21 protein-coding genes are annotated in these 19,412 nt (G+C 69.1%); 10 read left to right on the forward strand and 11 right to left on the reverse strand.

Going from position 1 to position 19,412, the window contains the following annotated elements; all coding sequences use genetic code 11:
• Position 1 precedes the first annotated feature (1 nt).
• Together ACJQWL_RS07785 and ACJQWL_RS07790 are read left to right on the forward strand one after the other, a co-directional pair.
• Positions 2–1,282: a sensor histidine kinase gene (locus ACJQWL_RS07785; RefSeq protein WP_330968067.1), complete on the forward strand. Its 1,281-nt coding sequence runs from the start codon at positions 2–4 to the stop codon at positions 1,280–1,282.
• On the forward strand, positions 1,279–2,049 hold the full coding sequence (locus ACJQWL_RS07790; protein WP_330968068.1) for a LytR/AlgR family response regulator transcription factor: 771 nt from the start codon (positions 1,279–1,281) through the stop codon (positions 2,047–2,049). The genes ACJQWL_RS07785 and ACJQWL_RS07790 overlap by 4 nt, the downstream gene beginning before the upstream one ends.
• A gap of 5 nt (positions 2,050–2,054) precedes the next feature.
• Here ACJQWL_RS07790 and ACJQWL_RS07795 read toward each other — a convergent pair whose 3' ends face one another.
• The 3 genes from ACJQWL_RS07795 to ACJQWL_RS07805 all read right to left on the reverse strand — a co-directional run bounded on the left by ACJQWL_RS07795 (position 2,055) and on the right by ACJQWL_RS07805 (position 5,591).
• The gene (locus tag ACJQWL_RS07795) at positions 2,055–2,576 is read right to left on the reverse strand and encodes a methylated-DNA--[protein]-cysteine S-methyltransferase (protein WP_330968069.1); all 522 of its coding nucleotides are present in this window, start codon (positions 2,574–2,576) and stop codon (positions 2,055–2,057) included.
• Positions 2,573–4,111 carry an AlkA N-terminal domain-containing protein gene (locus ACJQWL_RS07800; RefSeq protein WP_330968070.1) on the reverse strand — a complete coding sequence of 513 codons (1,539 nt, stop codon included), beginning with the start codon at positions 4,109–4,111 and terminating at the stop codon, positions 2,573–2,575. The genes ACJQWL_RS07795 and ACJQWL_RS07800 overlap by 4 nt, the downstream gene beginning before the upstream one ends.
• A 238-nt stretch (positions 4,112–4,349) precedes the next feature.
• Positions 4,350–5,591 carry an alkaline phosphatase family protein gene (locus tag ACJQWL_RS07805; RefSeq protein WP_411300820.1) on the reverse strand — a complete coding sequence of 414 codons (1,242 nt, stop codon included), beginning with the start codon at positions 5,589–5,591 and terminating at the stop codon, positions 4,350–4,352.
• Positions 5,592–5,813: 222 nt separating this feature from the next.
• On the opposite strand from ACJQWL_RS07805, the gene ACJQWL_RS07810 reads away from it, so the two are divergent.
• The 3 genes from ACJQWL_RS07810 to ACJQWL_RS07820 all read left to right on the forward strand — a co-directional run bounded on the left by ACJQWL_RS07810 (position 5,814) and on the right by ACJQWL_RS07820 (position 8,480).
• Positions 5,814–6,137: a hypothetical protein gene (locus ACJQWL_RS07810; protein WP_330968071.1), complete on the forward strand. Its 324-nt coding sequence runs from the start codon at positions 5,814–5,816 to the stop codon at positions 6,135–6,137.
• A gap of 116 nt (positions 6,138–6,253) precedes the next feature.
• A complete protein-coding gene (hutU, locus tag ACJQWL_RS07815) occupies positions 6,254–7,918 on the forward strand; it encodes a urocanate hydratase (RefSeq protein ID WP_330968072.1) in 1,665 nt (554 codons plus the stop codon).
• A gap of 175 nt (positions 7,919–8,093) precedes the next feature.
• Positions 8,094–8,480, forward strand: coding sequence for a SpoIIAA family protein (locus tag ACJQWL_RS07820; RefSeq protein ID WP_330968073.1), 387 nt, complete (start codon positions 8,094–8,096; stop codon positions 8,478–8,480).
• 162 nt (positions 8,481–8,642) lie between these two features.
• Here the strand turns inward: ACJQWL_RS07820 and ACJQWL_RS07825 are convergent, their stop codons facing one another.
• The 3 genes from ACJQWL_RS07825 to gntA form a co-directional block, all read right to left on the reverse strand.
• Positions 8,643–8,897: a hypothetical protein gene (locus tag ACJQWL_RS07825; RefSeq protein ID WP_330968074.1), complete on the reverse strand. Its 255-nt coding sequence runs from the start codon at positions 8,895–8,897 to the stop codon at positions 8,643–8,645.
• Positions 8,898–9,024: 127 nt separating this feature from the next.
• A complete protein-coding gene (locus ACJQWL_RS07830) occupies positions 9,025–9,690 on the reverse strand; it encodes a DUF1989 domain-containing protein (protein WP_330968075.1) in 666 nt (221 codons plus the stop codon).
• A complete protein-coding gene (gntA, locus tag ACJQWL_RS07835) occupies positions 9,683–10,432 on the reverse strand; it encodes a guanitoxin biosynthesis heme-dependent pre-guanitoxin N-hydroxylase GntA (RefSeq protein WP_330968076.1) in 750 nt (249 codons plus the stop codon). Before gntA ends, ACJQWL_RS07830 begins: the two co-directional genes overlap by 8 nt.
• A gap of 128 nt (positions 10,433–10,560) precedes the next feature.
• Between gntA and ACJQWL_RS07840 the strand changes: the two genes are divergently transcribed.
• Positions 10,561–10,998 (forward strand): DUF1810 domain-containing protein, encoded by a 438-nt coding sequence (locus tag ACJQWL_RS07840; RefSeq protein ID WP_330968077.1) that lies wholly within the window; start codon positions 10,561–10,563, stop codon positions 10,996–10,998.
• 29 nt (positions 10,999–11,027) lie between these two features.
• On the opposite strand, the gene ACJQWL_RS07845 is transcribed toward ACJQWL_RS07840, so the two are convergent.
• Positions 11,028–11,447, reverse strand: coding sequence for a MerR family DNA-binding protein (locus ACJQWL_RS07845; RefSeq protein ID WP_330968078.1), 420 nt, complete (start codon positions 11,445–11,447; stop codon positions 11,028–11,030).
• A gap of 85 nt (positions 11,448–11,532) precedes the next feature.
• Between ACJQWL_RS07845 and ACJQWL_RS07850 the strand changes: the two genes are divergently transcribed.
• Positions 11,533–12,327 (forward strand): MauE/DoxX family redox-associated membrane protein, encoded by a 795-nt coding sequence (locus tag ACJQWL_RS07850; RefSeq protein ID WP_330968079.1) that lies wholly within the window; start codon positions 11,533–11,535, stop codon positions 12,325–12,327.
• Positions 12,328–12,543: 216 nt separating this feature from the next.
• Here ACJQWL_RS07850 and ACJQWL_RS07855 read toward each other — a convergent pair whose 3' ends face one another.
• From ACJQWL_RS07855 to ACJQWL_RS07870, 4 genes are all read right to left on the reverse strand, one after another.
• A complete protein-coding gene (locus ACJQWL_RS07855; protein ID WP_330968080.1) occupies positions 12,544–13,497 on the reverse strand; it encodes a TerC family protein in 954 nt (317 codons plus the stop codon).
• A 255-nt stretch (positions 13,498–13,752) separates the two neighbouring features.
• Complete coding sequence (htpG, locus tag ACJQWL_RS07860; RefSeq protein ID WP_330968081.1) at positions 13,753–15,627, reverse strand: molecular chaperone HtpG; 1,875 nt, start codon at positions 15,625–15,627, stop codon at positions 13,753–13,755.
• Positions 15,628–15,786: 159 nt separating this feature from the next.
• The gene (locus ACJQWL_RS07865; protein ID WP_330968082.1) at positions 15,787–16,143 is read right to left on the reverse strand and encodes a DUF1428 domain-containing protein; all 357 of its coding nucleotides are present in this window, start codon (positions 16,141–16,143) and stop codon (positions 15,787–15,789) included.
• A 391-nt stretch (positions 16,144–16,534) separates the two neighbouring features.
• Positions 16,535–16,774 (reverse strand): hypothetical protein, encoded by a 240-nt coding sequence (locus tag ACJQWL_RS07870; RefSeq protein ID WP_330968083.1) that lies wholly within the window; start codon positions 16,772–16,774, stop codon positions 16,535–16,537.
• A gap of 192 nt (positions 16,775–16,966) precedes the next feature.
• Here ACJQWL_RS07870 and ACJQWL_RS07875 point away from each other — a divergent pair, with 192 nt between their 5' ends.
• The 3 genes from ACJQWL_RS07875 (at position 16,967) to ACJQWL_RS07885 (ending at position 19,398) form a co-directional block, all read left to right on the forward strand.
• Positions 16,967–17,779 carry a DUF1206 domain-containing protein gene (locus ACJQWL_RS07875; RefSeq protein ID WP_330968084.1) on the forward strand — a complete coding sequence of 271 codons (813 nt, stop codon included), beginning with the start codon at positions 16,967–16,969 and terminating at the stop codon, positions 17,777–17,779.
• Positions 17,780–18,111: 332 nt separating this feature from the next.
• Complete coding sequence (locus tag ACJQWL_RS07880) at positions 18,112–19,149, forward strand: hypothetical protein (protein WP_330968085.1); 1,038 nt, start codon at positions 18,112–18,114, stop codon at positions 19,147–19,149.
• A gap of 72 nt (positions 19,150–19,221) precedes the next feature.
• Positions 19,222–19,398, forward strand: a complete 177-nt coding sequence (locus ACJQWL_RS07885; RefSeq protein WP_330968086.1) for a hypothetical protein — start codon at positions 19,222–19,224, stop codon at positions 19,396–19,398.
• Positions 19,399–19,412 lie beyond the last annotated feature (14 nt).

Genomic DNA, 19,412 nt, shown 5'->3' on the forward strand with positions numbered 1-19,412 from the left:
GATGACAGCTCCCCCAGCGCCACCGCCCTCGTATCCGTTGGACAGCACGCTGCCGCCGCAGGTGCTGATCGGCGGCAACACGGTCTGGAGCCGCTACCGCCAGTTCCCGGTCTTCAGCGGGCCGTGGCTGCGGGGACGAACGGTGCTGTTCGCATCGGTGATCGCGTTCTTCTCCGCGGTCACCGCGTTCGCCGTGGGCTTCTCCGCGCGCGACTACGGCGTCGGCGCGTTGTCGGGGTTGCACCTGCTGGGAGCCTTCACCCTGATGGCCACGGCGGGTCCCGCGCTTGCCACCTGGGTGCGCTACCGCCGCTGGCCCGCCGCCAGGGAGCGCCGCGCCGTGGTGCTGGCGGTGCTGGTGGGAGTCGCGCTCAGCTTCCTCGCCGACTTCTGGGCTTCGTCCTATGTCGAAGGGGTGGTAGAGGCCGCCTACCGCGACAACGGCCAACCGCTGCCCGACATGGCGGCCGAGGCGCCGATGGCCGAGCGAGTCGTCGCGGTGGCCATCAACCTGGCCGTACTGGTGTTGATCTACGGACTGTTCGGGGGCGGGCTGGCCCTCCGCGCCTACTTCAGCGAGCAGCGGCGCTGGCTGGACAACCACCACGCCCAGGAGGTCGCGCAGTTGCGCGAACTCAAGCAGCACAGCGACCTGCGACTGGGCGTGCTGCAGGCGCAGGTCGAGCCGCACTTCCTGTTCAACACGCTGGCGTCGGTGCGCGCACTGGTACGGCAGGACCCGGCGCAGGCCGAGGCCACGCTCGACGCCCTGGTCGAACACCTGCGTTCGACCATCCCGCAACTGCGCGACGACGGCGACGGGCTGGTGCACTCCACGCTGGGGCAGCAGCTGGACATCTGCGCCAGCTACCTGGAATTGATGCGGCTGCGCATGGGCGGGCGATTGGACTTCACGATCGAGGCCGACGACGCCCTGCGCGCGCGCCCCTACCCTCCACTGCTGTTGATCACCTTGGTCGAGAACGCGATCAAGCATGGCATCGAACCCAAGCACGGGCCCGGGCGGGTGGTGGTGCGCGCGCTGGAAGATGCCGACCACCTGAACGTGGCGGTGATCGACGATGGCGTGGGCCTGCAGCCCGGCCTGGGCAGCGGGGTGGGCCTGGCCAACGTGCGCGAGCAACTGTTGGAGCGCTACGGTGGCCGTGCGGCCCTGCACATGCGAAGCGCGCCGGGAAAAGGCGTGGAAGCGGAGATCCGGCTGCCGCTGGAAGCACCCGCCCGGTCGTCGGCAACCAGCGACAGGGCGACCCCCGCATGACGGCGGACGGCCCGATCGCGATCGTCGCCGAGGACGAGGCACCGCAACGCGCCGCGCTGCTTTCGATGCTGGCGGACGCGTGGCCCGAGCTGTCGTCGGTGAGCGCATGCGAGGACGGCATCGCCGCGTTGCAGGCGGTGGCCGAGTTGCGCCCGGCGGTGGCCTTCCTCGACATCCGCATGCCCGGCGTCAGCGGCCTGGACGTGGCGAGGTCGGTGGTTGCCGCGGGCGGCCTGGTGGTGTTCACCACGGCATACGACGCATACGCGATCCGGGCATTCGAGGCGGGCGCGGTCGACTACCTGCTCAAGCCGGTGCAGCCCGCGCACCTGGCCCGGGCGGTGGCCCGGCTGCGCGAGCGTCTTGACGCCCGCGACGGCGAGGACGATCTGCAGGCACGCGTGGACCAGCTGGAGGCCGCTCTGCGGCCGAATGGCGACCGGCAGGTGCGGTGGATCAGCGCCAGTGTCGGCGACAGCGTGCGCATGATCGGTATCGACGAAGTGCTGTACTTCCAGGCGCAGGACAAGTACGTGCGCGTGGTGACCGCCGATGCCGAGGCGGTGATCCGGACCCCGCTCAAGGACCTGCTTGCGGGCCTGGATCCGGACACCTTCTGGCAGGTGCATCGCGGCGTGGTGGTGCGCGTGGCCGCCATCGACCGCGTGCGCAAGGACGAGCTGGGAAAGTGGCAACTGTGCCTGCGCGACCGGCAGGAATCGCTGCCGGTCAGCGGTGCGTTCCTGCACCGTTTCCGCGGCATGTAGACCGCTCAGGCCGTTGCGAAGAGGTCGCTTGCGCGTGCACTTGGCGCGGGAAGCCCGCCTTCCAGTTCCAGCAGGAAGCGCTTGGTCGGCAGGCCGCCACCGAAACCGGTGAGCGAGCCGTCGGCGCCGATCACCCGGTGGCAGGGCCGCACGATGGGCAGCGGGTTGCGGCCGTTGGCGGCGCCGACCGCGCGCATCGCCATGGGCCTGCCGATGCGTGCGGCCAGCTGCGCGTAGCTCCAGGTGCCGCCGTAGGGGATGGAGTCCAGTGCCTCCCACACCTCGCGCTGGAACGGCGTGCCGCGCGGTGCGAGGGGGAGCTCGAACGCGTGGCGGGTGCCGGCGAAATACTCGTCCAGTTGCGTCGCGGCCGCCTTGATCACCGCGTTCGTGCCTTCCCGCCAGTCAGCCCCGCGCTTTGCCCGGTGCCGGTTGTCGGGGAACTCGATGGCGCGTAGGGCGTCGTCGTCGGCGGCGAGGGACAGCGGGCCAACCGGGCTGTCGATGCGGGTCCAGTACGTGGTCATGTCGATGTCCTCGATCGTGATTGACGCGGGGCCGGCGCGGCCAGGGACGCCTGCCGCCACAGATGGATGACCGCATACGCGCGCCAGGGCCGCCAGGCTTCGGCGCGGGCCGACAGGGTCTTGGCGGTCAAGCGGGTGCCGCCTCCCGCCAGCGTCTTCTGCAACACCAGGTCCTCGGCGGGAAACGCGTCGGGGTGGCCCAAAGCGCGCATCGCGATGTACTGCGCGGTCCACGGGCCGATGCCGCGCAGGTCGACCCATCGCCCGGTGAAGTCCTGCAGGGTGCGCTCGGCGTGGAAGTCCACCCGGCCATCGAGCACCGCGGCGGCCACCGTGCGTACCGTGTCGGCGCGCGCCCGGGTCAGGCCGATCGCGGCCAGGTCGGCTTCGGCCAGGTCCGCGGGCGTTGGGAACAGGTGGGTCAGCCCCTCCGCCGGCGACGTTGCCAGCGGCGTTCCGAAGCGGTGCGCCAGGCGGGTGGCGAGCGTACGTGCGGCGGCGACGCTGACCTGCTGGCCCAGCACCGCGCGCACCGCGATCTCGAACCCGTCCCAGCCGCTGGGCAGCCGCAGGCCCGGCCTGGCGTGCAGCAGCGGACGAAGGCGCCGGTCGGCCGACAGTGCGTCGCCGATCGCCAGGGGATCGGCATCCAGGTCGAACATGCGCCGCAGCCGGTTGACCACCGGCAGCAGGCGGGCAGGCGAGGTGCCGTGCAGTTCCAGCCTAAGCGCGTGTTCGCCGCCCGGCCATGCGCCCACGCGCAGCCAGCCGGCGGCCGCGCCCGGGCCTTCGGGGGCCAGGACGCGGGCATACCCGTGGGAGTCCACGACCTCCACGCCGGGCAGCGAGCGCCCGCGCAGGAACTCGAGCATCGCCGGCAGGTCGTACGGCGGCCGGTAGCCCAGCCGCAGTACCAGCGTCTCGCCCATCGCCTCGCGCGGCCGCTGGCGCAACTCGCGAGGGGCCATGCGGTAGGCGTCCTTGAACGCGGTATTGAAGCGCCGCAGGCTGCCGAAGCCGGCCGCCATTGCCACGTCGGTGATGGGCATCGCGGTCTCGGTGAGCAGTTGTTTGGCGAACAGCAGCCGGCGGGTGCCATGCACCCCCAGCGGGGCGGCGCCCAGCCGGTCGACGAACAGCCGCCGCAACTGGCGCTCGCCCAGGTTCAGGCGTTCTGCCAGCGAGGCCACCGGGGCGTCCACCAGCGCGCCCTCCTCGATCAGCTTGAGCGCGCGGGCGACCGTCGTGTCGCCGCGCCGCCAGGTGCCGTCGCCGGGGGCCAGCTCGGGTCGGCAGCGCAGGCAGGGCCGGTAGCCGGCGGCTTCGGCTGCGGCGGCGTGGCGGTAATAGCTCACGTTTTCACGCCGGGGCGTCGGTGCCGGGCACACCGGGCGGCAGTAGATGCCGGTACTGCGAACCGCGGTGAAGAACAGCCCGTCGAACCGCGCATCGCGGCTCAGCCGCGCCTGGTCGCAGACCGCTGGGGCCGGCAGGGGCTCGAAGGCGATGTCGACGGGGGCGGAGAGGGCGACCATGGATGCAGGCTAGCACCGGGCCGGGGGAGGGACTCGCCGGATTCGGACATCATTATTGGCGCCCGGACAGCCCCTGCAGGAGCGGCTTCAGCCGTGATCGGATGCACGATCGCGCGACGGGAAAAGCATTGCGGCTGAAGCCGCTCCTGCAACAGCAACAGGGGTTGCAGGAGAGAGGTAAGTCGCGAGATCGTCAGGGCGGGAAGGTCGATCGCGATTCAGGTCGCTCCTGCAGGGGTCACGGATTCGTCGTGCGTAGAGCGGGGAGCAGCGCCTGCGCATCGCCATCGTTTGTCGCTGCCGGCACGCCAACCAGCCGCGCGAGCAACGGATACACGTCCACGTTGTCGATCGGTGGCAGCGCCACGCCGATCCGGAACGCCGGCCCATGGGCAATGAACAGGGCGCGCATCGACGGCAGGGCGGGATCGAAACCGTGCGAGCCGCGTTCGTGCGAGGGCCGGCGCGCCAACCTCTCACGTCGGATCGCGTCCCACCCTTCGTCCATCTGGCAGACGATCGCCGGCACGCGCCGGTGGGTGCCGTAGTGCCAGCGAGCCGGGAGCTCGCCCTTGCGCCAGCATTCGTATGGGCCCTGGCGCCCCAGCAGGCGGGCTTCCGCCTGCGTGCGTCGTCCGGGGAGCGGCTCGAAGCCGACCGATTGCCCGGTCGTCACCACCCGGGCGTCGGCCGGGTCGACCATGTCCTCGACGATCACCACCTGCCCGGGCGGCACCGGCGCCATGCCGTGGTCGGAGGTGATCACCAGGTTCACCGCGCCATCCAGCCCGGCGGCCCCCAATCCCTGCACCAGTCGCCCCAGCGCCGCATCCAGACGCGCCACTGCTGCATGGGCCTGTCGCGAATCCGGCCCGTGCTCGTGCGCGGCCGAGTCCAGGTGCTCGAAGTACAGCGTGGCGAAACGGGGGCGCGTCGCCGGGGGCTCGCGCAACCAGCCCAGCACGGTATCGACCCGGTCATCGATCGGCCGGTGCTTGTCGAACTCGTTCCAGCGGGTCGGGCGCACTCCGCCGACGGCGGCCTCGCTGCCCGGCCAGGACAGCGTCGCTGTCGGCAGGCCGGCGCGTTCGGCCGTGGCCCAGAGGGGCTCGCCGCCCCACCAGCGCCCATCACCCACGGCGGTCCGGTCGCCGAGCTTGAATCCGCCCAGCGCGGCGTCCTGCATGGTGTTGTGGACGATGCCGTGGCGGTCCGGCCTCAGGCCCGTCACCAGGGTGTAGTGGTTGGGGAACGTCAGCGAGGGATACGACGGGGCCATCCATTGGGCGCGTACGCCGCCCGCCGCCAGGGCATCCAGGGTCGGGGTCATGCCGCGGCCGAGGTAGCGCGGGTGGAACCCGTCCAGCGAGACCAGCAGCACGGAGGCGGTGGGTGCCGGCGCCTGCATCCCCCGGGGCGAGACGCAGGCGGACAGCAGCAGGACGATCAGGGCAGCCGAGGCGGTGGAGATCATTCGCATGGGGCCAGTGTGCCGGACGATTGTTGCCGGATCGCGCAGTTCGCCATCTCGCACGCTGGCCGGGAAGCCGAGACCGGAGCGGACGTGTCCCGCCGGCCCGCTCCAGCAGGCTGACGGTGCCGTAAACGCGCCGCTGGCGAGCGGCCCGTCGCCACCGGATCGGCGTATGGTGGGTGGGCGCAGCACTGCTGCAGTTGTGTCCCCCTACCGCGAGGTGACGCCATGAACCATCCGACGACCAAGCGCCTGCTGGCCGCCAGCGTACTGGGAGCGGCCGCGTTCGCCGTCTCCGCCCAGCCGCCGGCCGAAAGCGAGGCGAATACCCGAATCGAAGCCCACCTGCAGACCGAAGCCGAAGTGCAGGTCGATGCCGACCGCAATTGCATGCGCCATACGGGGACGCGTATCCATACCCGTACGACGCGCGAGAAGGGGCGCGATTGCGTAATGGCCAATGGACGTGTCTACAGCCGCAGTGACCTTGAGCGCACCGGCTCGGTGGACATGGCCGACGCGTTGCGCCGGCTGGACACCTCCATCTACTGACGGACTGCGCCCCGCGCAGCGACCTGACGCCCGGCGCCGCCGGGCGTCGTCGTTTCCGGCCCCCGCGCCACCCCTGCGATAATCCGGCACTTCGCTTCCGCCGCAGGGCCTGCCCGATGTCCACCCGCCACGACCCCTCCCGCACCGTCCGCGCCCCGCGTGGCAACGAGCTGAACTGCCGGTCCTGGCTGACCGAAGCCCCGTTCCGCATGTTGCAGAACAACCTCGACCCGGACGTGGCCGAGCGCCCGGAGGACCTGGTGGTCTATGGCGGCATCGGCCGTGCCGCGCGCGACTGGGAGAGCTTTGATGCGATCCTGGCGACGCTGAAGACGCTGGGTGACGACGAGACCCTGTTGGTGCAGTCGGGCAAGCCGGTCGGCGTGCTGCCGACCCACGCAGACGCGCCGCGCGTGCTGATCGCCAACTCCAACCTGGTGCCCGCCTGGGCGACCTGGGAGCACTTCCACGAGCTCGATCGCAAGGGCCTGATGATGTACGGCCAGATGACCGCGGGCAGCTGGATCTACATCGGCAGCCAGGGCATCGTCCAGGGGACGTACGAGACGTTCGTGGAGATGGGGCGCCAGCACCATGGAGGCAGCCTCCGGGGCAAGTGGATCCTCACCGCCGGCCTGGGCGGGATGGGCGGTGCGCAGCCGCTGGCAGCGTCCCTCGCCGGCGCCTGCAGCCTCAACATCGAGTGCCAGCAGAGCCGGATCGATTTCCGCCTCAAGACCCGCTACGTCGACGAGCAGGCGACCGACCTGGATGACGCGCTCGCCCGCATTGATGCCTATACACGCGCCGGCGAGGCCAAGTCGATCGCACTGCTGGGCAACGCCGCCGAAGTGCTCCCGGAGCTGGTGCGACGCGGCGTCCGGCCCGATGCCGTCACCGACCAGACCAGCGCCCACGACCCCGTGCACGGCTACCTGCCGGCGGGTTGGACGGTCGAGCAGTGGCTGGCCGGGCAACAGGCCGAGCCCGAGCGCGTGCGCGACGCGGCCAAGGCCTCGATGCGCGTCCACGTGGAGGCGATGCTTGAATTCCAACGCCAGGGCATCCCGACCTTCGACTACGGCAACAACATCCGCCAGATGGCCAAGGACGAAGGCTGCACGGCCGCGTTCGACTTCCCCGGATTCGTGCCCGCCTACGTTCGCCCGTTGTTCTGCCGCGGCATCGGCCCGTTCCGCTGGGTCGCGTTGTCGGGCGACCCCGAGGACATCTACAGGACCGATGCCAAGGTCAAGGAGTTGATCCCCGACGACGCCGCGCTACACAACTGGCTGGACCTGGCGCGGGAGCGCATCGAGTTCCAGGGCCTCCCGGCGCGCATTTGCTGGGTAGGCCTGGGGCTGCGCGACAAGCTCGGACTCGCGTTCAACGAGATGGTCCGCAACGGCGAGCTCAAGGCGCCGGTGGTGATCGGCCGTGACCACCTGGATTCGGGCAGCGTCGCCAGCCCCAATCGCGAGACCGAAGCCATGCTGGACGGCAGCGATGCGGTCAGCGACTGGCCGTTGCTCAACGCCATGCTCAACGTCGCCGGTGGCGCGACCTGGGTCAGCCTGCACCACGGCGGTGGCGTTGGCATGGGTTACAGCCAGCACAGCGGCGTGGTGATCGTCTGCGATGGCAGCGAAGAGGCCGACAGGCGCATCGCCCGCGTGCTCTGGAACGATCCGGCAACCGGGGTGCTGCGGCATGCCGACGCCGGCTACGACATCGCGACCCGGTGCGCGGACGATCAGGGGCTGAAACGACCGATGGCGTAGCCGCCACCGACCCGGCGCGGACCGTCTGTCGCAAGGGGTGGGGGCGGGTGGTCTGGATTCCCCGGGTTGGCTGCAGTGGGTCGCTCCGGAATCCTCGTGTGTGGCGGGGTCGCTGTTGACTCCTGCTTAATGCCGCCCGCGATTCAATGGCCGACAGTCCAGCATGGAGTCCGCCATGGTCACCGAACTGCCTGCACCGCCCCACGTCGTAGCGTTCCGAGTCGAGGGCAAGCTGACCGAGGACGGCTATGACGCCGTCGTGGCGGCGCTCGAGGCGCGGCTGGCCAGCCAGGAGCGCATTGCGGTGTTCTTCGACATGCGGGGCATGAGCGGGATGACGCCCGCCGCGTTCGGCAAGGACGTGGCGTACTCGGTACGCAAGCTGCGCGAGCTGCACCGGTTCGCGCGCGGCGCGGTGGTCACCGACAGCGACTGGCTGACCGGGCTGGTGCGGTTCGGGTCGGCGTTCTTCCCGCGCATCGACCTGCGCGTGTTCCCGGGTGCCGAACACGCCCCGGCGCTGGACTGGGCATCGACGCCCCTGCCGGACGCGGGTGGCTGAGCCCGTTCCGACGGGTCCACGGGTTTGCGCGCCAGGCGGCGCAAGACCCATATGCGTGCGGCGCCCCCTGGGCGCCGCACGCATGACTGGTTGGCCACACGCGTTCCAACCGGGCCTCTGAGGGCAAGGGCGCCCCGACGGGACACCGCGGGCACTTAGTGGTTACTTGTTCCCGGACGACGGCGTCTGCGCAAGGGCGCTGCCCGCGGCGGACTTGGACGTGTCAGAGGTCCGGCCATCGCGCAACACCTTGGAGGCGGCACTGGCGGCCTCCGCCGACGTGGCCTTGCCCGGTGCCTTGTGCTGGGCCAGCGCGCTGGCTGCCGCGGACTTGGACGCATCACCGGTTGCGTCGCTGGACAGGGTTTCCGACGCGCTGCTGGCGGCGGATCTGGATGTCTGCTCGTTCTTGGTCATCGGATGATCTCCTTGCTGGGTCCGGCGCAGGTCACGCGCCGGAATGGAGCGCAACACGTGCGCGGAAGGGACGGCTGCGCCGCCCTGCACAGTGCGAACGGCAGTTCCCGCGTGGTGCGGGTGCCACTCACTCCTGTCGATTGCCATCGACGTTGGCGCCTGGCGCCCGTTCACCGCGTACCACGCGGTAGTCGATCGGCTTGTACTGGAAGTTGTTGGATTGGCCGGCCGAGCACGCTGTCATCGCCACCACCAGTGGCATGCGCGCGCGCAGGCGGATCAGGTCGCCGGCGCGGCTCTTGGGGGGCAACACCTCGATACGGCCGGTATCGCCGTCCACCGAGACGTTCATGAACACGTTGAATGCAATCGGCACGCGATCGACCCCGATGCCATAGGGCGCCAGAGCCAGAGCGAGGTTGCCCTCGCATCCCGGCCGGTTCCCGGTCTCACCGTAGATGATCGAGAAGGTGTCCTTGGAGCAGGGCGTGAGGGTGAAGTCGTGACGGCCGCAGGTGTCCTGGACGATGTCGAACATCGGGCGGCTGCGGTTGGAGTAGAGCAGGTCGCCGGTGCTCAGCCAGAGCTTGGAGGCGTAGTCGATCGAACGTCCCGACGACAGGTACTCGTCCAGGTCATCACGGTTGAAGGCCACCAGGTCGCTCACCTGCTGACCCTGCGGGTCGATGACCAGCAGCTCGTCGCCTGCATCCAGTTCGACCGCGTGGGCCGAACACGGGGGAATACGAATGCAGTCCCGATCACTGCGGCCAGTCGCGTCGCCGTCAGTCACGCGGGCCTCCCGGGTTGCGGGATGCGTTGACGGGGTTGAAGGGGCACTTCCAGTCGGCTTCGACCTCGCGCCCGCTGTATTGCCGGGTCTCGGCCTCCACGCCGAAGTCGGCCAGGTTGGGGTTGATCGAACCCTGCAGGTCGAGGTCGCGGGCACGCGTGGCCTTCTGCATCTTGGCGTAGCGTCCGTCCTCGCGCAGGCGGTCGAACTGGACGTGGGAGTTGAACACCATCACCGGCCAGTCGAAGCGTCGTGCAACGCGCGATGCACCCGGATGCAGGCCGATCACGAAGAACGGGTGGCCCGCCAGGCTGAGGCTGAACTGCGGACTGTCGGGGTCGCGGCTGACGCCGTCCGCCCACGCGTGGCCCCGACGAACGTCGAGCAGGTGCAGGCGCTGCAGCTGCGACCACAGCAGCGCCTCGAACCGGGCCTCATCGGTGTCGGTCGGGCCGTCGAAGATCGCGACGAACGAATGCACCACCCTGGAGTCGGCCGGCTGTGCAGCCAGGCGCCGGGAAAACTTCGCAAGCCCATCCAGCAGCGGGGCATCGTTGCTGCGTTGTCCGAGCGGTGCCAATTGGATCGTGCGGATCGCGTCCTGCGCAAGCGCGGCCTTGGAGCCGACACAGGGGAACTCGGGGCTCTCGACATGGCGGATGAAGGCTTCACCAGGATCAGTGCCCTCGGGTGGGGTTTCGATCCGGTCGGGGGAGGGGACGTGGGCGAGCGGTGGTGACATGCCTCGGGCCTTGCACGGGGTGCTGCAGTAGGCATTCCAGACTAGGCACGCATGCGTGGGCATACCGTGCAGCCAGGGGCCAAAAGGGTGAATTGGCTGAACCTGCGCTGTGCGCGACACTGCCGCGCATGGCTGCCTCCTCCTCTTTCGAGCTTGGTCGCTTCGTCGATGCCCAGCGCGCTGCCTACGCCACGGCGCTGGCCGAGTTGCGCAGTGGGCACAAGCGCTCGCACTGGGTGTGGTTCGTCTTTCCGCAGTTGCAGGGCCTTGGCCACAGCGCCATGGCGCGTCGCTATGCGCTCGCGGGCGTGGAGGAGGCACGCGCCTACTGGGCGCACCCGTTGCTGGGCCTGCGCTTGCGCGAGTGCTGCCAGGCCGTATTGGAATCGGAGCAATCGGTGCGGTCGATATTGGGTCAACCCGATGACCTGAAACTGCGTTCTTGCATGACGCTGTTCGGCATAGCCACCAACGACGGTCCCTTCCAGCAGGTACTGGATGAGCGGTTCGAAGGGCGCGCGGATCCACTCACCCTGCAGCTGCTGCAGGGGTCCGCCGCCGACTGACCTTCATCCCGCGCCGTGCGTGCCGATCCTCAGGGAATGTCACCGCTGGGGTCGAAGGCATCCAGGATGGGGCACGGGCGGCCATCGGCCACGCCGCCGCAGCGGCCCGCCAGCCGCGAAAGTGCATCGCGTGCGGCCTGCAACTCGGCCAGCTTGCAGTCCAGTGCCGCGATCCGTTCCGTCGCCAGTTGATGCACCCGCTGCCGGTCGTGGGTGGCGTCAAGCGCGAGCAATTCGCCAATCTGCTCCAGGGTGAAGCCGGCGGCCTGGCCGGCGCGGATGAAGCGCAGGCGACGCAGGTCCTCGGCGCCGTACCGCCTGATGCCGGGTGCGTGGGTCGCGCCGCCGCGTGACGGGACCGGCAGCAGGCTGCGTCGCTGGTAGTAGCGGACCGTTTCCACGCCAACGCCGGCGGCGCGCGCGAAAGCCGAGATCGAGAGGTCGCTCATGACTGCAGGCTCATGCTTGACTCCGTACCGTGGTACGGAAGGTACACAGGTTCCTGCCCAGCAGCGCACAACCCAGGATCGCCCCATGAACACATCCCAACACGACACTCCAACCACCCCAACCGCCACCCCCGCCGCCACCGTCGGGAAGAGTGCGACGGTCCACCGCATGGTGACCGGCGAGCACGTGTGCCCTTACGGCATCAAGGCGGTCGACCTGCTCAAGCGTAAGGGTTACCAGGTCGACGACCGCCACCTCGCCACGCGGGCCCAGACCGATGCCTTCAAGGCCGAGCACGGCGTCGCCACCACGCCGCAGGTGTTCATCGACGGTCAGCGCATCGGCGGCTACGACGACCTGCGGCGGCACTTCGGGATGAAGGTCCGCGACCCCAAGGCCACCAGCTACCGGCCGGTGGTGGCACTGTTCGCGATGACCGCGCTGATGGCACTGGCAGTCAGCCAGCTGGTGGCGGGCACACCCGTCACGCCGCGTGCCATCGAGTGGTTCATCGCCATCAGCATGTGCGCGCTGGCGCTGCTCAAACTGCAGGACGTCGAGTCGTTCTCCAGCATGTTCCTGGGCTACGACCTGCTGGCCAAGCGCTGGGTGCCGTACTCCTACATCTACCCGTTCGCCGAAGGCGCGGCCGGCGTGCTGATGCTGGCCGGCGTGCTGACGTGGCTGTCGGCGCCCGTGGCGCTGTTCATCGGCACCATTGGGGCGGTGTCGGTGTTCAAGGCGGTGTACGTGGACAAGCGCGACATCAAGTGCGCCTGTGTCGGCGGCAGCAGCCGCGTGCCGCTGGGCTTCGTGTCGTTGACCGAGAACCTGATGATGGTCGGCATGGCGGTGTGGATGCTGGCCGCCCACCTGTAGTGAGCCCGGACTGCCCATCGGCCGCACCGCACCGCACCGCACCGCGCCACGGCAGCACCCACGTGCCAGGCGCGCGCCAGCGCGCTGCGTCTCGTCGCGCTTGCAGCGCCCCGTCCCGGATGCGGGCTTGGCCTCACCCGGGGGGCGCTCCACCTACCTGACCATGTCCTGGGGCGACTCCCCAAAAAATGCATATCGGCCGATCAAGCCCTTCTCCTACGATTGCTCGAGTGCCGGCCGCCTCAGGCTCAGCACCACCGTGGTGGCAATGATCACCGCGACCACGCCCAGCGAGATCCCGACCGGGATCTTGAACACGTCCACCAGCAGCATCTTGGTGCCGATGAATCCGAGTACCAGCGCCAGGCCGTAGGGCAGCAGGTGGAAGCGGTCGGCCATGCCGGCCAGCATGAAGAACATCGCGCGCAGCCCGAGCACCGCGAACACGTTGGACGTCAGCACGATGAACGGGTCGGTGGTGATGGCGAAGATGGCCGGGATCGAGTCCACCGCGAAGATCACGTCGGTCACCGCGATCATCACCAGCACCACGAACAGCGGCGTGTACTTGCGACGGCTGCCCTGGCCGATCCACAGCGCTTCGCCGTGGTAGCGCCTGACCAGTGGGAGGTGCCCGGTGATCCAGCGCAGGATCGGGTTCTTGTCCATGTCCGGCGCCTTGCCCGCTGCCATCCACATCTTGATGCCGGTCAGCAGCAGGAACGCGCCGAATATGTAGAGCACCCAGTGGAAGCGCACGATCAGCGCCGCGCCGATGAAGATCATGATCGCGCGCAGCACTATGGCGCCGAGCACGCCGATGATCAGCACGCGCTGCTGTGAATGCGCCGGCACGCCGAAGTACGTGAACAGCATCAGGAAGACGAAGATGTTGTCGATCGCCAGCGCCTTCTCCACCAGGTAACCGGTGAGGAACTCCAGCCCGACGCGGTTGCCGACGACGGGGCCGGCGGTGTCCACCATGTACCACCACAGGCCGGCGTTGAATGCCAGCGCCAGCATCACCCATCCGATGCTCCAGTACAGGGCCTCGCGGAACGTCACCTTGTGCGGTCCGCCGTGACGCATCAGCACCAGGTCGGCCAGCAGCGCCACCACCACCACCAGGAAGAATCCGCCCCACAGCCAGGGGTTGCCGATCGTGTCCATCCGTCCGCTCCGTCAAAGAAAAAAGGCGCCCTCGAACGCGAGGTTCGAGGGCGCCCATACGGACGGATACGTCGGTGGGTGACGTAGCCCGGGCATTGCACCTGTCGCCTTGCGGCGAAGGTCTTGCCCGCCTGCCAGGGCGGCAGGCTGCTGGACCGGGGCATGACACCCGAACTGACGGCCACAGCGATTGGGAGCTACTCCCCTTCGGGGCGCGATTGTTGCCGGGGCTTCGCGCGCGGTCAAGCGCCCCGGTCAGCCGCCCAGCAGCACCCGGTTCATACGCTGCACGAACGCGGCCGGGTCCGGCAGCGGAGCGCCGGCGGCGATTTCCGCCTGCTCCAGCAGCAATCCCGCCAGGTCGGCCGCTTTGCGGTCGTCGCCTTCGGTTTCAAGCCGCTTGAGCAGGGCGTGGTCCGGATTGACCTCCAGGGTTGGCCGGCTGTCGGGCAGGTCCTGTCCCGATTCGCGCAATAGGCGCGCGAAGTGCGGGGCCATCTCGTGGTCGGACAAGGCCAGACACGACGGGGAATCGGTCAGTCGCGACGACACCCGGACGTCCTCCACGCGCTCGCCCAGCAGCGACTTGATGCGAGCCAGCAGCGGCTCGGCGGCCTTGGCCACTTCTTCCTGCTTCTGTTTGCCGGCTTCGTCCACGGGCAAATCACCCTTGGCCACGTGCTGCAGCCTCTTGCCGTCGTACTCGTGCAGCGAGCCGAGCATCCACTCGTCGATGCGGTCGGACATCAGCAGCACTTCGATCCCGCGGGCCTTGAAAGCTTCCAGCTGGGGGCTACCCGCGGCGGCCGCATGGGTCTCGGCGGTGACGTACCAGACCGTGTCCTGGTTATCGGCCATGCGGGCGATGTAGTCATCCAGCGAGACCGATTTCGTCGCGCCCTCGCCCCTGGTGGAGGCAAAACGCAGCAGTCTGGCAATCCGTTCGCGATTGGACGGATCCTCCACGATGCCTTCCTTCAGCGTGTTGCCGAAGGCCTGGATGAAGGTGGCGAACTTTTCCGGCTCGTCGCGTGCCAGCGTCTCGACCAGGTCGAGCACGCGCTTCACGCAGCTGGCCTTGATGCGTTCCAGCTGGCGGTTGTGCTGCAGCAGTTCGCGGCTGACGTTCAGCGGCAGGTCGTCGGCGTCCACCACGCCGCGCACGAAGCGCAGGTAGTTCGGCAGCAGTTCCTCCGCGGCGTCCATCACGAACACGCGCTTGATGTAGAGCTTCACGCCCTTGCGCTCGTCACGCCCGCCCATCATCAGGTCGAACGGCGGCTGCGCCGGCAGGTAGAGCAGGGTGGTGAAGCTCTGGCTGCCCTCGACCCGGTTGTGGCTCCACGCCAGCGCATCGTTGAAATCGTGCCCCAGCGACTTGTAGAAGCCCTGGTAGTCCTCGTCGGAAATCCCGGACTTGGGCAGCGTCCACAATGCCGAGGCGGCGTTGACGGTCTCCCATTCGGGCGCCGCGTCGTCGACCGCGACTTCCTTTGGCATGCGGATGGAGAAGGCGATGTGCTCGGAATAGCGGTGGACCAGCGAGCGCAGGGTCCATGCCGTGAGGAACTCGTCCTCGTCACTCTTCAGGTGCAGCACCACGGCGGTGCCGCGCTCGGGCAGGTCGATCTGGTCGAGGGTGTACTGGCTCTGGCCATCGCTCTCCCATTTCACGCCCTCAGACGCGTCGGCGCCGGCGCGGCGGGTCAGCACGGTGACGCGGTCGGCGACCACGAATGCCGAATAGAAGCCCACGCCGAACTGGCCGATCAGGCGCGCGTCGGCCTTGGCGTCCTGCGCCATGGCGTCCAGGAACCGGCGCGTGCCGGAACTGGCGATGGTGCCGATGTTGGCGACCACCTCGTCGCGCGACATTCCGATGCCGTTATCGCGGATGGTGATCGTGCGCGCGGCCTGGTCGACGCTGATGTCGATATGCAACTCGCCCTCGCCGGCCATCAGCGCGGGATCGGCAATTGACTCGAAGCGCAGCTTGTCCAGCGCATCGGAGGCGTTGGAGACCAGCTCGCGCAGGAAGATTTCCTTGTGCGAGTACAGCGAGTGGGTGACCAGGTGCAGGACCTGGGCGACCTCGGCTTCGAAGGCGCGGGTTTCGGTGTTTGCGGTCATGGTGGGGTCCGGAGTGCGTGTTGCGGATGCGACTCCGGACAGTGGGGCCGGGCGGGGTGGAATCAAGCCATTGGCGGGTCCTCCCCGCTGGCTACGCTCCCTGCGGCCGGCGGGCGGGTCCCCGCCACCGGACCCGCGCGCTTCCCGCTTTCAACGCTCTCAGGACAGTTCGACGATGGGCTGGAAACCGCCGTAGATCATGCGCTTGCCGTCGAAGGGCATGGGGTTCTTAGCCGGGTCCATGCGCGGGTCGTCCATCATCTTCTTCATCCCGGCGTCGCGGGTGGCCTTGTCCGGCCACTCGATCCACGAGAAGACCACGACTTCTTCGGATGTGGCCTGCACGGACTTGCGGAAGTCGGTGACCGTGCCGTCCGGGACGTCGTCGCCCCAGCACTCCACGACCCGCAGGGCGCCGAACTCCATGAACATCGGGTCGACTTCACGCGAGTGGTCGATGAACTTCTGCTTGTTGGCCTTGGCTACGGCGATGACGAATCCGTCGATGTAGGACATGCGCTGCTCCTGACAGGGGTGCGGCGGGGCCGCGGGCACGCCGGTGGCGCGCCTTCAATGGTAGCGACGGATATGGGAAGTCGTTTTCGACACGCACCCCGGCCACCGTTCGCGGATGCGGTTAGAGGGGCAGCCCGTGGGGCCGCAGGAGTAACGGAAGTGGGTCGGCAGCGCGACCTCAGCCATCCTTCAGCCCGCGGCTGCCTTTCCGCTAAAGGGGCGCGCCCGTTCTACGTACACCCGCGGAAGCTGCCGGCGGAATGCGCGTGCCGCGTGATTGGAACGATGGGGCGGCGTTGTCGCGCCCTGGGCCATTGGCCCGAGATGAGCGGCCGCGCGCCCGGGAATGCAGACCCCCGCAGGCTTTGGCCTGCGGGGGTCGGGGTGGCCATCAGCGCTTGCGCTTGCGCGGCGCCGCGGATGCGTCCGGGGTGGTTTCGGTCGCCGCCGGAGCATCGACCTTCTGCAGGACGCGGGTCGTGCCCAGGACCTCGACGCGACCACCGCCGCGCTCGAAGTCGGCGATGTGTTCCGCGATGCGTTCGCTTTCGCTTCGCTTGGGGTGCGTGGAGCCGGACGTCGCGCTGCGCGACGTTTCACGCCGCGGTGAGCGGCCCTTCGGAGTAGCCATTCTCGTTCCTCTTAGCTTCGGCGATACGCCCCGGGCCGATTGCCCCGGGCGGCCATGCCGTCCCGGCACTATGCGCTGTTTCGGGCGTCGGCGCGCGTTTTGCGCCGCGCGGGCGGGAGCCGGTTCACGCAGCCGGGACAGCTCCCGCGACAAGAATCGAGGCTGGATTGGATATTTGGCGGAGTTCCCAGCATGGATACATCGATAGGCGGAAATGGCCGCGCAGCCCTCAACGAAGTCGCCAGCTGGGTGCCGCCCGTGGCGCGCATCGGGTATGCCGCCAAGGGCATCGTCTACGGACTCGTTGGCGGGATCGCGGTCAAGGCAGGCCTGGCGGCGGGCGGGCCGAGCGGTACCCAGGAGTCGCTGGCGTCGCTGACCGACGAGCAGGGTGGCCGAATCATGCTCATGGCGATTGCGGTGGGCCTGCTGTGCCACGTCGCGTGGCGCTTCGTGCAGGCGTTGCTGGACCCCGAGCACGTGGATTCGGGCGCCAAGCGCGTCGCCATGCGGCTTTTCTACGCATTGAGCGGCGTCATCTATGCCTCGTTGGCAGTGACGGCCTGGCAGCTGTCGCGCGGCGAGGGCGCGGGCGGCGATGGCCAGCAGGTGTGGGTGGCTCGCCTGCTCGACCAGCCGATGGGCGCGTGGCTGGTGATGGCTGCCGGGCTCGGCGTGGCCGGCTACGGCATCCACCAGCTGGTCAAGGCGGCCAAGGGCGATGTGAACAAACGGATGGGCGCCAGCGGCGGACACACCTCCCGCGGCTTGACCCTGGTCGGTCGCATCGGCACTGCCGCACGGGGCTTGGTCCTGCTGCCGGTCGGCTGGTTCACCTTCCGCGCCGGTCGCCTGTATTCGGCGGAGGCAGCCGCCGACACCGGCGAGGTGCTGCACATGCTGGGTGGGGGCACCCTGCTGGCACTGGTCGGCCTGGGGTTGTTGGCCTACGGCGTGCACCAGTTTGCCAAGGCCATCTACCGGCGGATCGAACAACCCGGCTAGGAGGTGGGCGCGAGGATCGAAGCGGGCAAGCCTGGGAGGCGGCGTAACCCAGAGATGGGCGGCGCGACGGCGTTTCGAGGTAGCCCACCGACCCGGAAACTGCAATTGATGGCCGCCAGGGGCGCTGCAGCAGTGGTTGACTGCGTCCCTTCCATTGGATCCCACACCCCCTCGCTGACGTGCCGCTTGGCCTGCACCTTGCAGGGAGCCGTGCGGCGCCGCGGGAATATTCATCGCGCATTACGTCCCGGACCGGGCGCGGCCACTAGACTTGAGCGGGCCGGCGGTGGACACCGTCACGCCCGTTTCTCATCCCGAGGTCCCCGTTGCGCATGCTTGCCCGCTCCCTGCCGTACCTGCTGGCCACTGCCCTGGTGGCGCTGGCCGGGTGTCAGCGTGGATCGGACGGGGCGTTCGCCGATCCGGCGCGAACCCTCGCCAACGCCGGCGAGAGTGGCGCGCTGGTCAATCGCGCGCCGCGCCCCGAGGCGGTGGTGCCGCCGGCGGAACGGACCGAGCGCGAAATCGACTGGCGGCCCATGGACCTCACCGACGGCCGCGCCTGGATCGGGTGTGACCCGGACTACGCGGCCGAAGGTGATGGCGAGCCACTGGCCAACCTTGGCTTCACCGCGATCTGGCACGGCGTCGCCGACTGCCGTGACGAGGGGCGGATGCGCCTGCGCTACCGCGGCAAGATCAATGCCGAGTTCACTGCGCTGATGGAGCGCGTCTCGGAAATCGCCACGATCCAGGGCGTGCACGGCCGGATCCTCGACATCGACTCGGCGGGCGGGATGATCGAGGACGGCATCCGCGCGGGCGACCGGATGGCCGAGGCCGACTGGACGATCTGGGTCCGCGAGGGCGCCGTTTGCCACAGCGCGTGCGTGCTGGTGCTGGCCGGGGGCGACATGCGCCTGATAGCCGGGGACATCGGCATACACCGCATGATGCGTATCGACTCGGAAGCCACGTCGCGCGCGGAGCTCAATCGCGAGCTGCGCGAAGTGCATGCGCTGACCGAGGCGTACCTGGAGCGCAACGGCGCGGCCGTCACCGTTGCCGACCTGATGATGACGGTCCCCAACCGCAGCCTGCGACTGCTGACGGGCGATGAGCTCTACCTGTTCGGCCTGACCGGGCCGAATGCGGTGGAAGACGACCTGGACCGCATCCGCCTCGGGCGCAAGTGCGGGGAGTCGTTCGTACAACGGCGCGACCGCTTCTTCCGGGCGTTCGACAACGAGTGCACGGCCCTGGCGGGGGAGGTTGATCAGATCAACGCATGCGGGCTGGCGTTGCGCCGCCGCTTCGGCTTCCCGGACGCGGCCTGTCCGTCCGACAGCCCCCTGTCGGAATACAACTGAGCCGGGCCTCGACACGGCGTTGATGCAGCCGGCGCGACCCTGCGGGTCCCCCCCCCGTTCCCGGAGCGCGCCATGTCCCCCAGCAAGCAAGCCGATCCGGGCCGTCCCCCCAGCGGGCGCGAAGCCGACCGCGAGCCGCGTGAGTACGGCCACAGCTCCGGCGACCGCAACACCAAGAAGAAGGAAGGCGACTTCGAGGCGCTGGAGGGCGGCGAGCAGCGCGACGCCGACCCCGAAGCTGCGACCTGAGCCAGATGCCCCCT

The sequence above is a fragment of the Novilysobacter viscosus genome, from assembly GCF_046600715.1.
GTDB classification, from domain to species: domain Bacteria; phylum Pseudomonadota; class Gammaproteobacteria; order Xanthomonadales; family Xanthomonadaceae; genus Lysobacter_C; species Lysobacter_C viscosus.